Origin of the sequence: Luteimonas sp. MC1782 (assembly GCF_014164605.1) — a bacterium.
In the GTDB taxonomy this organism is placed as follows: Bacteria; Pseudomonadota; Gammaproteobacteria; order Xanthomonadales; family Xanthomonadaceae; genus Luteimonas.
Map to the genome: position 1 here is coordinate 719513 of NZ_JACJFT010000001.1, position 11214 is coordinate 730726.

The 11214-nt window shown below is 69.3% G+C and carries 10 protein-coding genes and 1 tRNA gene; 4 read left to right on the forward strand and 7 right to left on the reverse strand.

Going from position 1 to position 11214, the window contains the following annotated elements:
• Window positions 1–48: 48 nt before the first annotated feature.
• Both rlmB and rnr read right to left on the reverse strand, forming a co-directional pair.
• Complete coding sequence (gene rlmB, locus H5368_RS03440) at window positions 49–807, reverse strand: 23S rRNA (guanosine(2251)-2'-O)-methyltransferase RlmB (protein WP_182821375.1); 759 nt, start codon at window positions 805–807, stop codon at window positions 49–51.
• Between the two features lie 20 nt (window positions 808–827).
• Entirely contained in the window at window positions 828–3317 is a 2490-nt protein-coding gene (gene rnr, locus H5368_RS03445) for a ribonuclease R (RefSeq protein ID WP_255486436.1), read from the reverse strand.
• 254 nt (window positions 3318–3571) lie between these two features.
• Here rnr and H5368_RS03450 point away from each other — a divergent pair.
• Window positions 3572–3658: transfer RNA gene (locus H5368_RS03450), tRNA-Leu, on the forward strand.
• Window positions 3659–3844: 186 nt separating this feature from the next.
• Here H5368_RS03450 and H5368_RS03455 read toward each other — a convergent pair.
• The 5 genes from H5368_RS03455 to H5368_RS03475 form a co-directional block, all read right to left on the reverse strand.
• A complete protein-coding gene (locus H5368_RS03455; RefSeq protein ID WP_182823721.1) occupies window positions 3845–4942 on the reverse strand; it encodes an ArsO family NAD(P)H-dependent flavin-containing monooxygenase in 1098 nt (365 codons plus the stop codon).
• Window positions 4939–5436 (reverse strand): glyceraldehyde 3-phosphate dehydrogenase NAD-binding domain-containing protein, encoded by a 498-nt coding sequence (locus tag H5368_RS13405; RefSeq protein ID WP_220486489.1) that lies wholly within the window; start codon window positions 5434–5436, stop codon window positions 4939–4941. The genes H5368_RS03455 and H5368_RS13405 overlap by 4 nt, the downstream gene beginning before the upstream one ends.
• On the reverse strand, window positions 5433–5924 hold the full coding sequence (locus tag H5368_RS03465; RefSeq protein ID WP_182821378.1) for an arsenate reductase ArsC: 492 nt from the start codon (window positions 5922–5924) through the stop codon (window positions 5433–5435). The genes H5368_RS13405 and H5368_RS03465 overlap by 4 nt, the downstream gene beginning before the upstream one ends.
• A gap of 64 nt (window positions 5925–5988) precedes the next feature.
• Window positions 5989–7275 carry an arsenic transporter gene (locus tag H5368_RS03470; RefSeq protein WP_182821380.1) on the reverse strand — a complete coding sequence of 429 codons (1287 nt, stop codon included), beginning with the start codon at window positions 7273–7275 and terminating at the stop codon, window positions 5989–5991.
• 3 nt (window positions 7276–7278) lie between these two features.
• Window positions 7279–7629 carry a metalloregulator ArsR/SmtB family transcription factor gene (locus H5368_RS03475; protein ID WP_182821382.1) on the reverse strand — a complete coding sequence of 117 codons (351 nt, stop codon included), beginning with the start codon at window positions 7627–7629 and terminating at the stop codon, window positions 7279–7281.
• A gap of 38 nt (window positions 7630–7667) precedes the next feature.
• Between H5368_RS03475 and arsH the strand changes: the two genes are divergently transcribed.
• The 3 genes from arsH (at window position 7668) to parC (ending at window position 11179) form a co-directional block, all read left to right on the forward strand.
• The gene (gene arsH, locus H5368_RS03480) at window positions 7668–8432 is read left to right on the forward strand and encodes an arsenical resistance protein ArsH (protein WP_182821384.1); all 765 of its coding nucleotides are present in this window, start codon (window positions 7668–7670) and stop codon (window positions 8430–8432) included.
• A 10-nt stretch (window positions 8433–8442) separates the two neighbouring features.
• Window positions 8443–8856, forward strand: coding sequence for an arsenate reductase (glutaredoxin) (arsC, locus tag H5368_RS03485; RefSeq protein WP_182821386.1), 414 nt, complete (start codon window positions 8443–8445; stop codon window positions 8854–8856).
• A gap of 79 nt (window positions 8857–8935) precedes the next feature.
• The gene (gene parC, locus H5368_RS03490) at window positions 8936–11179 is read left to right on the forward strand and encodes a DNA topoisomerase IV subunit A (protein WP_182821388.1); all 2244 of its coding nucleotides are present in this window, start codon (window positions 8936–8938) and stop codon (window positions 11177–11179) included.
• The last annotated feature ends 35 nt before the right edge of the window (window positions 11180–11214 follow it).

The window sequence follows — 11214 nt, forward strand, 5'->3', positions numbered from 1 at the left end:
CGGCGGCGCGCAGGGCACCCCGGCTGTCGGCGGCGACACCCTGCCCGCCTAGACGCGCTGGCGGACCGCCTCGAACAGGCACACGCCGGCGGCCACCGACACATTGAGGCTTTCAACGCCGGCCGCGATGGCACCGGGCATCGGCAGCGACACCAGCTGGTCGCACATGTCGCGGGTCAAGCGACGCAGGCCTTCGCCTTCGCCACCCAGCACCAGGGCCACATTGCCGCGCAGGTCGATGGCGTACAGCGACGCGGCGGCGTCACCCGCCAGCCCGTAGATCCACACGCCCTGCTTCTGCAGCTCGCGCAGGCTGCGCGCGAGGTTGGTCACGCGCACCACCGGGATGCTGTCCGCGGCGCCCGCCGAGGTCTTGCGCACCGTGGCGTTGACCTGCACCGCCTTGTCCTTGGGGATCAGCACCGCGGTCACGCCCGCCGCGGCGGCGCTGCGCAGGCAGGCGCCGAGGTTGTGCGGGTCCTGTACGCCATCGAGCACCAGCAGCAGCGCACGGCCTTCGGCCGCCTCCACCAGGCCCGGCAGCGCATCCTCGTCGAAGGTTTTCGCCGCGGCGTAGCGCGCCACCGCGCCCTGGTGGCGCAGGCCACCGGCCACGCCGTCCAGCGCCTGCTGCGCCACGCGGCGCACGTCGATGCCGCGTCGGCGCGCGTTGTCCTCGATGTCGCCGATACGGGGGTTCTTGCCGCCCGCCTCCAGCAACACTTCGCGCACATTGTCTGCATCGTGCTCGATCGCCGACGCGACCGCATTGATGCCGACGATCCACTGGTTCTGCTTGCTTGTCATAAGTGCCCTGGCGGTCGCGCTCAGTACTTCTTCTTCGCGCGCTTCGCCGGCTGGCCGCGCGGCGCTTGCCCGCGCGGCTCACCCGGGTCACCGGGCGTGCCCTGGCCTTCGCCGACCAGACGGAAGTCGATCTTCAACTCCTCCACGCTGGCCTTGAGCACCACGATGCGCACGCTGTCGCCCAGACGGTATTCGCGCTCCGATCGCTGCCCGGTCAGGGTCTTGCGGATCGGGTCGAAGTGGTAGAAGTCGTTGGGCAACTGGGTCACGTGCACCAGGCCGTTGACCTTGGACTCGGCCAGTTCGATGAACAGGCCGAAGCTGGTCACGCCGCTCACCACGCCGTCGAACTCGCGGCCGATGTGCTCTTCCATCCATGCCGCGCGGTAGCGCTCGTCGACCTCGCGCTGCGCCTCGTCGGCGCGCCGCGAACGCTCCGAGCACTGCAGCGACAGCGCGGTCATCTGGTGCGCGGAGTATTCGTAATTGGCGGCCTTGCCGCCGCTGAGCGCGTGCTTGATGGCGCGGTGCACCAGCAGGTCGGCGTAGCGGCGGATCGGCGACGTGAAGTGCGCGTACGCCTCCAGCGCCAGCCCGAAATGGCCGATGTTCTCCGGCGCGTACACCGCCAGCGACTGGCTGCGCAGCAGCACCGACTCCAGCAGCGCCGCGTCCGGGCGCTCGCGCACGGTCTCCAGCAGCTTGCGGTAGTCCCTGGGCTGCACCTTCTGCCAGGTCGGCAGGCGCAGCTGGAATTCCTTCAGGAACTCCAGCAGGTCGGCGTACTTGGCTTCCGGCGGCCGGTCGTGGTCGCGGAACGGCGCCGGCACCGCGGCTTCGAGCAGGAACAGCGCGGCCTGCACATTGGCCGCGATCATGCATTCCTCGATCAGCTTGTGCGCGTCGTTGCGCTGGATCATGCCGGCTTGGGTCACCTCGCCCTGCGGGCCGAGCACGAAGCGCACCTCGGAGGTCTCGAAGTCGATCGCGCCGCGCTGGCGGCGCGCCTTCTCCAGCACCTGGAACAGCTGGTGCAGCTGGCGAACCTGCGGCAGCTGCGCGCCGATGAAGGCCTGGGCGGCGTCGCGATCGGCCTCGGGGACGCCCTCGCCGACCGCGTTCCAGACCTGGGTGTAGGTCAGGCGCGCGTGCGAGTTCATCACCGCCTCGTGGAACGACGACGACACCACGTTGCCCTTGCGGTCGACCTGCATGTCGCAGGCGAAGCACAGGCGATCGACCTTGGGCTTCAACGAACAGATGCCGTTGGACAGCGTTTCCGGGAGCATCGGTACGACGAAGCCGGGGAAATACACCGACGTCGCGCGCTTCTGCGCCTCGACATCGAGCGGCGCCGACGGGCGGATGTAGTGCGAGACGTCGGCGATCGCCACGATCAGGCGGAAACCGTCGCGGTTGGGCTCGCAATAGACGGCGTCGTCGAAGTCCTTGGCGTCCTCGCCGTCGATGGTCACCAGCGGCAGGCGGCGCAGGTCCAGACGGCGCTCGGCGGACGCGGCGTCCACCTCCAGCGGCACGGCCATGGCCTCGTCGAGCACCTCGGGCGGGAACTCGTGCGGGATGTCATGGCCGTGGATCGCGGCCTCGACCGCGATCGACGCGGTGAGCTTGTCGCCGAGCACCGCGAGGATGCGGCCGATCGGCGGGCGATGGCTGTCGGGCGGGGTGACGATCGCGCAGACCACGAGCTGGCCGTCGCGTGCCTCCTGGCGTGCATCTGCCGGAATCTGGATGTTGCGCTGGATGCGCTTGTCATCCGGCACCACGTAGCTGATGCCGGACTCCAGCGCGAAGCGGCCGATGAGGCGCGTGACGCGACGCTCCAGCACTTCGACGATCGCACCCTCGCGGCCGCGGCGGTTGACGCCGGTGACCGACGCGAGCACGCGGTCGCCATGCATCACCTTGCGCATTTCCGCCGGCGGCAGGAACAGGTCGTCGCCGTGGCCGGTTTCCGGCCGCAGGAAGCCGAAGCCTTCCGGGTTGGCGATCACCGTGCCCGGGATCAGGTCGAGCTGGCGCGCCGGCACGAAGCCGCCGCGCCGGTTCTTGAGGATCTGGCCGTCGCGAACCATCGCACCCAGGCGCTTGTCCAGCGCGTCGGCGCGGTGCGGCTCGAGCAGGCCGAGGCGCGCGGCGAGTGCTTCGGCATCCATCGGGCCATCGGCGCCGGCCAGCACTTCAAGGATCGCTTCGCGGCTGGCGATCGGATGCTCGTAGCGGCCGGCTTCACGTGCGGCCTGCGGATCCTGGAACGGCATACCCGCGGCAGGCGCCGGTGCCTGCTTCCGGTGCGGCTGCGGTGCGTCCCTGCGCGTGGGTGCGCGCGTGGATCGCGCCTGGGGAGGCGGAGTCTTGGGCGCGGCAGGCTTCTGCGCCTCGGCCTGTGCGGGGGAATCCGGAGGCGCGTCGCGCGTCGTGTCGCGCGCCTTGGCCGTCGTGCCACGCGATGAAGCCGACATCGCGCGCACCAGTGCCGGATCGGGCATCCAGCCGGGCAGCGCGGCCGGCTTTGCGCGCGGCGATGGCGGATGTGCGCCGTGTTCCTTGCCGCCGGTCTCGCCCTTCCCGGGCTGGTCGCCCTGCGCCTTGCCGCTCTTCGCCTTGGCGGAAGAGATGTCGCGGCCGCTGCCGCCCTTGCCTGTGGTCTTTGTCATCGCGCAATTGTACGCGCGGGCCGTGGTGAACTTCTCACACAGGCGTTGACACCGGGTGCACCGCATTGCAACATACGCGCCCACCTGCCCGGGTGGCGGAATTGGTAGACGCACTAGCTTCAGGTGCTAGCGGGGGCAACTCCGTGGAGGTTCGAGTCCTCTTCCGGGCACCATCTGCAACATGTCGGGGGGCCACGCCCTTCGACGAGATGACACGAAACCCCGCGAAAGCGGGGTTTTTTGTGCCTCCGCCCCGGTTTCGCTGTCCTGGGTGCCCAGGACATTCGCGGATCCGCAACATGATCGTGGGCAGCACCACCACCCACGTGCTGCGCACCCGCCACGTGCCGGTGCTGCCGCTATGGCGAGGCGTTCGGCGAGTTCTGGGGAACTGGCTCGAGTGCGGCGCTGATCCCGGCTACGGTGTCCCTGGCGTAGCGTGTCACGCCGACCAGCGTGGCCGAGGCCGCGCCGGTCCAGTCGCCGTAGCCGACCAGCCAGAGCTGCGGGCATCTCACCGAGCGCGTACCGTCGACGAGAACGCGGCCATCGGCTTCAAGCACGTCCAGCGGCTGCAGGTGGCCCAGTACAGGCCTGAATCCGGTGCACCAGATCACGGCATCCACCTGCTCCGCGCGGCCGTCGGCCCACGCCACGCCGGTGGCGGTGAAACGTTCGAACGGTGCCACCGCATGGAGCACGCCGCGCCCGCGGGCCTCGCGCACCGGCGGCACCATCACGATGTCACCGAGTCCGCCGACGGGCACGTCCACGACCTTGCCAGCCTGCTGCGCCCTCCAGCGCTCGGTGGCGCGCGCGAACAGCACGCGGCCATCGACGTCGTCGGGCAGGAAGGACGGCGCCTGCTGCGTGACCCAGCGTGCCTCGGCCACCCGCGACACCTCCGCGAGGATCTGCGCGCCCGAGTTGCCTCCACCCACGACCAGCACCTTCTTCCCCGTAAAACGCTCCGGCTCGACGTAGTGCGAGGAGTGGAGCTGCTCGCCGGCAAACAGGGCCGCCCCGGGATACTCCGGAACAAAGGGATTGCGCCAGGTGCCGGTCGCACTGACGATCGCGCGGGCCGACCATCGCCGGCCCGCGCCGGATGCGACGAGGCGGCCGTCCGCGCGGTGCACGGACTGCACCAGCGCGGGCCGCTCGACCGGGATCGCGTAGTACGCCTCGTAGTCGGACAGGTAGGCGAGCACGTCGTCGCGCGCGGGATACCCTTCCCTTTGCGACACCATCTGCCGGCCCGCGATCGAACTCCATGTGGCGGGGGAGAACAGCGTCAACGAATCCCATGCGTGCCGCCACGCCCCGCCGGGGCCATCCTCGGCGTCGACCAGCAGGAACGACAGTCCCGTGCGCCGCAGGAAGTACGCGGTGGCGAGCGCGGCCTGCCCGCCCCCGATCACCAGCACATCCACGTCAAGGTCCCGCGTGGTGCTCATGCGGACGACGCCCCGGAAGGGTGATGCTGCGGCAGTCCGATCGAAATGATCGCGGCAAGCGCGACGAGCACGGCGGAGATTGCAAGGCAGGCCTCCAGCCCCGCGGCCTGGTATACCCAGCCGGACAGCACCGTACCCAGCAGCCGGCCCATGGCGTTGGCCATGTAGTAGAAGCCCACGTCCAGCGAAACGCCGTCGGCGTCGGCATGACGCTTCGACCACGACGTCGCAAGCCGACCAGTCGCTGGCCGCAAGTTCCTTGTTGCGCGTGAGGGGATGCGCCTGCCGTCGACGACCAGCACATCGCCGTCGGCGGCGATCGCGCGGTCCCAGCGGCCGTGGACCGAATCGAAGTTCAGCAGGTGCGCCAGCGTGGCCGCGTCGCCTGCGGGATCGTTGATGTGGACGAACTCGATGTCCGCCTCGTCCCACGCCGCGCGCAGCGTCAGGCGACCCATGCGGCCGAAGCCGTTGATGCCGACACGGATGGTCATGCGTTGGTCTCCATTGCGGCAAGGGATTCGATGGCAAGACGGTCCCAGTCACCGGGGCGCAGGGACAGCAGCAACGAGATCCGCTGGTGCAGCATCTGCAGCGCAAGGCTGAAGGCCCGCTCCACCTGCTCCGGACTGCCTTCGACGGCGGCCGGATCGGGAATGCTCCAGTGTGCGGTGACCGGATGACCGGGCCAGTGGGGGCAGGCCTCTGCCGCAGCGCGGTCGCAGACGGTGATCACCAGGTCCATCACCGGTGCATCCGCAGCCGCGAATTCCTCCCAGCTCTTGCTGCGCAGTCCGGATGTCGCAAGGCCGGCGGCGTCCAGCACCTGCAGCGCGCCGCGGTGCACATGGCCTTGCGGATGGCTCCCCGCGCTGAAGGCGCGCATGCGTTCGCCGCCGAGGCGGTTGGCCACGGCTTCGGCCATGATGCTGCGGGCCGAATTGCCGGTGCATACGAACAGGATGTTGTATCGGTCCTTCATGGCGGTCACCTCGGCAGTGGGCGGGGAAAACAGGTTGGGAGTGGCCGGGCCCGCCGAGCGCCGCTCACGCGAGTCCCAGGCGCAGCACCAGCGCGGCCAGCGTCGCCAGCAGCACGGGCAGGGTCAGGACCATGCCGACCTTGAAGTAGTAGCCCCAGGTGATGCGGATGCCCTTGCGCGCAAGCACATGCAGCCACAGCAGCGTGGCCAGGCTGCCGATCGGGGTGAACTTGGGTCCCAGGTCGCTGCCGATGACGTTTGCGTACACCATCGCCTCGCGCACCGGCCCCTCTGCCTGGCTGGCGTCGATGGCCAGTGCGCCCACCAGCACGGTGGGCATGTTGTTCATGACCGACGACAGGAAGGCCGAGAGCAGGCCGGTGCCGAAGGTCGCGGCCCACGCGCCATGGCTGGCGAACGAGTCGAGCAACCCGGCCAGGTGGTCGGTCAATCCGTTGTTGCGCAGGCCATAGACCACGAGGTACATGCCCAGCGAGAACACCACGATCTGCCACGGCGCATCGCGCACCACCTTGCGGGTCGAGATCCTGTGCCCCCTCCCGGCCACCACCAGCAACGCCAGCGCGCCGGCCCCGGCCACCGCGCTGATCGGCACGCCCAGGCGTTCGAGCCCGAAAAACCCGACCAGCAACAGGACCAGCACGACCCAGCCGGCGTTGAAGGTGGCGCGATCGATGATGGCCAGAGCCGGATCCCGCAACTGCGTCACGTCGTAGGTCCCGGGAATGTCGCGGCGGAAGAACCACAGCAGCACGGCAAGCGTTGCGGCCACCGAAACCAGGTTGACCGGGACCATCACCGAGGCGTACTCGGCGAAGCCGATGTCGAAGTAATCGACCGAGACGATGTTGACCAGGTTGGACACCACCAGCGGCAGGCTCGCGGTGTCGGCGATGAATCCCGCGCCCATCACGAACGCCAGGGTGGCCGCGGGGCTGAACTTCAGCGCCAGCAGCATCGCGATCACGATCGGCGTCAGGATGAGCGCCGCCCCGTCGTTGGCGAACAGCGCCGCCACCGCCGCACCGAGCAGCACGAGGAAGACGAACAGCCTGCGCCCGTTGCCCCCGCCCCAGCGCGCCACGTGCAGCGCCGCCCATTCGAAGAAGCCCGCCTCGTCGAGCACCAAGCTGATGAGGATCACCGAGACGAAGGTGAAGGTGGCGTTCCAGACGAAGCCCCAGACCGTGGCGATGTCGGCTACGCCGACGACGCCCGTCAGCAGCGCCAGCACCGCGCCGAGCGACGCACTCCAGCCGACGCCGAGGCCTTTCGGTTGCCAGATGACCAGGGCGATGGTGGCGATGAAGATCAGCAGCGCGAGCAGCACGTCTCAGGCTCCACGCGCTTTGCGGGCGCCAGCGGGGACCGGTCGGGATGCAGGCGGGCAACGGCCCTGGTCGCCGCCACAGCAGTTCCGGGTCAGGAACTCGACCAGGCCGTTCATCGCGCTGAAATCGGCGCGATAGGAAATGTGCCGGCCCTGTGCTTCGCCGTCGATCAGGCCCGCCGCGGTGAGTTCCTTGAGATGGAACGACAGGGTGGCGCCGGGCAGCGACAGCGCATCCATGATCTCCCCCGGCGTATGGCCTTCGGGCCCGGCCTCGACCAGCAGGCGGAACACCGCCAGACGCGTCGGGTGCCCCAGGGCGGCCAATGCGGCGGTTGCGCTTTTCAGTTCCATGTTTCTAGAATAGTCGAAACATTTTGCGTGAGGCAACCATGACGACGCATGCCGGACTCCCGAACCTGGTACCCGACGCGGTGCCGGTTTCGTTTCTCGATCCACTGGCGCCGGGGACCGGCAGCGAACATCCGCCACGGATCCTGCTCCTGTACGGTTCGCTGCGCCCGGAGTCGTGCAGCCGCAAGCTCGCGCGCGAGGCCGAGCGCCTGCTGCGCCACTTCGGCGCGGAAACCCGCGTGTTCGATCCCCATGGCCTGCCGATGCAGGGCAGCGTCGATGCCGACCACCCGAAGGTGGCGGAGTTGCGCGCGCTGTCGCTGTGGTCCGAAGGCCAGGTGTGGGTGAGTCCGGAACGCCATGGCGCGGTGAGCGCGGTATTCAAGAACCAGATCGACTGGCTGCCGCTGGAGGAAGGTGGCGTGCGCCCAACGCAGGGCCGGACGCTGGCGGTGATGCAGGTCTGCGGCGGCTCGCAGTCGTTCAACGTGGTCAACGCCCTGCGCCTGCTCGGGCGCTGGATGAGGATGGTGACCATCCCCAACCAGTCGTCGGTGCCCAAGGCCTGGCAGGAGTTCGACGACGCCGGCCGCATGAAGCCGTCGCCGTACTACGACCGCGTGGTCGACGTGGTCGAGGAGCTGGTGAAGTTCACCCTGCTGGTGCGTGGCCGCAGCGACCATCTGACCAACCGCTACAGTGAGCGCAAGGGTGACCTTGCTGCCCGTGCGCTGGCGGCGGCCAGCTCGGCAGTCGAAGCGGCACCCGGCAACACATTGCCCGCCCGATCCTGCTGCACCTGAGGAGGCCCCCATGCACGCCACGATCTACCACAACCCCCGCTGCGGCACCTCGCGCAACACGCTTGCCTTGATCCGCCACGCCGGCATCGAACCGCAAGTCGTCGAGTACCTGGCCGACACGCCGTCGCGCGAAGAGCTCGTCGCGCTGATCCGCGACGCCGGCATTGGCGTGCGCGATGCGATCCGCGCCAAGGAGGGGAAGTACGCGGAGCTGGGCCTCGACGACCCTGCGCTGTCCGAAGACGCCCTGCTCGACGCCATGCTCGCCGAACCCGTCCTCATCAACCGTCCCTTCGTGCGCACCGACCGCGGCGTGCGGCTGAGCCGGCCGTCCGAGGCCGTGCTCGACATCCTGCCGCCGCTCGCGGCGCCGTTCACCAAGGAAGATGGCGAGGTCGTCACCGATCCGCGGGCCGGCGCCTGACGACGCAGCCCCGGCGCGGGTTTTTCGCGTGGCTCACGGCGGCCGGTAGAATTGCCGTCCCCCGGTCCTTGCAGTCCCGATGAACGACACCGTCCGCCCCGTTTTCCACGGCTTCGAACAGATCCCGCTGCGCGAGTACGCCGAGCGCGCCTACCTCGACTACTCGATGTACGTGGTGCTCGACCGCGCCCTGCCCTTCATCGGCGACGGCCTGAAGCCGGTACAGCGCCGGATCATCTTCGCGATGAGCGAGCTCGGCCTCGGCGCCGGCGCCAAGCCGAAGAAATCCGCGCGCACCGTGGGCGACGTGATCGGCAAGTACCACCCGCACGGCGACAGCGCCTGCTATGAAGCCCTGGTGCTGATGGCGCAGCCGTTCTCGTACCGCTACCCGCTGATCGAGGGCCAGGGCAACTTCGGCTCGGCCGACGATCCCAAGTCGTTCGCGGCCATGCGCTACACCGAGTCCAAGCTCACGCCGATCGCCGAGGCGCTGCTCGGCGAACTCGGCCACGGCACGGTCGACTGGGTGCCCAACTTCGACGGCACGCTCGAGGAGCCGACCTGGCTCCCGGCGCGCCTGCCGCACCTGCTGCTCAACGGCACCACCGGCATCGCCGTGGGCATGGCCACCGACGTGCCGCCGCACAACCTCAATGAAGTGGTCAGCGCCTGCGTGCGCCTGATCGACGACCCCGAAGCCACGGTCGCCGACCTCTGCGAGCACGTGCGCGGCCCCGACTACCCCACGGGCGCGGAGATCATCACCCCGGCCGCCGACCTGCGCGCGATCTACGAGACCGGCCACGGCAGCGTGCGTTCCCGCGCCACCTTCGACCGCGAAGGCGCCAACATCGTCATCACCACGCTGCCCTACCAGGCCAGCCCCGGCAAGGTGATCGAACAGATCGCCGCGCAGATGCGCGCCAAGAAGCTGCCGTGGCTGGAGGACATCCGCGACGAGTCCGACCACGCCAACGCGGTGCGCCTGGTGCTGATCCCGCGCTCCAACCGCGTCGATGCCGACCAGCTGATGGGCCACCTGTTCGCGACCACCGACCTGGAGAAGAGCCACCGGGTCAACCTCAACATCATCGGCCTCGACGGCCGGCCGCAGGTCAAGGACCTGCGCACGCTGTTGGCGGAATGGCTGGTGTTCCGCGCCGACACCGTCACCCGCCGCCTGCAGCACCGCCTGGACAAGGTCGAGCGCCGCCTGCACATGCTGGAAGGCCTGCTGGTCGCGTTCCTCAATCTCGACGAAGTGATCCGCATCATCCGCACCGAGGACGAGCCCAAGGCCGTCCTGCAGGCGCGCTTCGCGCTCGACGACGAGCAGGTCGACTACATCCTGGAAACCAAGCTGCGGCAGCTGGCGCGGCTGGAGGAAATGAAGATCCGCGGCGAACAGGATGCGCTGGCCGCCGAACGCGAATCGCTCGTGGCCACGCTCGGCAGCAAGGCGAAGCTGCGCAAGATGGTCAAGGACGAGCTGCTGGCGGACGCGAAGAAGTTCGGCGACGCCCGCCGCTCGCCGCTGGTCGAGCGCGGCGCCGCGCAGGCGCTGGCCGAAACCGACCTCGTGGCCAGCGAGCCGGTGACCATCGTGCTCAGCCAGAAGGGCTGGGTACGCGCGGCCAAGGGCCATGACGTCGAGGCCTCGGCGCTGTCCTACCGCGAAGGCGACGCGCCGCTGCAGGCGGTGCGTGGGCGCACCTCGCAGCAGGTGGCCTTCCTCGACTCCACCGGACGCAGCTATTCCACCCTCGCGCACGGCCTGCCGTCGGCGCGTGGCAATGGCGAGCCGCTGACCGGGCGCTTCTCGCCGGTGGCGGGCGCGGCGTTCGTGGCGATGGCCAGCGGCGAGAACGACAGCCGCTTCGCGCTGGCGTCATCGGCGGGCTACGGCTTCGTCACCCGCTTCGAGAACCTGACCGGACGGCAGAAGGCCGGCAAGGCGATGCTGTCGCTGTCGCCCGAGGCACGCGTGCTGCAGCCGGCGCCGGTTGCGAGCGTGGAGCGCGACCGGATCGTGGCGGTGACCAGTGCCGGACACCTGCTGGTGTTCCCGGTGTCGGAACTTCCCGAGCTCGACCGCGGCAAGGGCAACAAGATCATCGAGATCCCGAAGGCCAAGCGCGCCACCGAACGCGTGGTGGCGATCGTCTCGGTGCCCGAAGGCGGCAGCCTGGCGGTGCAGTCCGGCGCGCGCACCATGACCCTGTCCTGGCGCGAGCTGGAACCCTACATGGCGGCGCGCGGCAGTCGCGGTGGCCTGCTGCCGCGTGGATGGCAGAAAGTCGACGCGCTCTCGGTGGAATAAGTCCGCATAATCGATCCTTCCTGAGGGGGAGGATC

Coding starts and splice junctions, on each gene's coding strand:
- rlmB (WP_182821375.1), bottom strand. CDS start 807: ATGACAAGCAAGCAGAACCAGTGGATCGTCGGCATCAATGCGGTCGCG.
- rnr (WP_255486436.1), bottom strand. CDS start 3,317: ATGCCCGATCCGGCACTGGTGCGCGCGATGTCGGCTTCATCGCGTGGC.
- H5368_RS03455 (WP_182823721.1), bottom strand. CDS start 4,942: ATGAGCACCACGCGGGACCTTGACGTGGATGTGCTGGTGATCGGGGGC.
- H5368_RS13405 (WP_220486489.1), bottom strand. CDS start 5,436: ATGACCATCCGTGTCGGCATCAACGGCTTCGGCCGCATGGGTCGCCTG.
- H5368_RS03465 (WP_182821378.1), bottom strand. CDS start 5,924: ATGAAGGACCGATACAACATCCTGTTCGTATGCACCGGCAATTCGGCC.
- H5368_RS03475 (WP_182821382.1), bottom strand. CDS start 7,629: ATGGAACTGAAAAGCGCAACCGCCGCATTGGCCGCCCTGGGGCACCCG.
- arsH (WP_182821384.1), top strand. CDS start 7,668: ATGACGACGCATGCCGGACTCCCGAACCTGGTACCCGACGCGGTGCCG.
- arsC (WP_182821386.1), top strand. CDS start 8,443: ATGCACGCCACGATCTACCACAACCCCCGCTGCGGCACCTCGCGCAAC.
- parC (WP_182821388.1), top strand. CDS start 8,936: ATGAACGACACCGTCCGCCCCGTTTTCCACGGCTTCGAACAGATCCCG.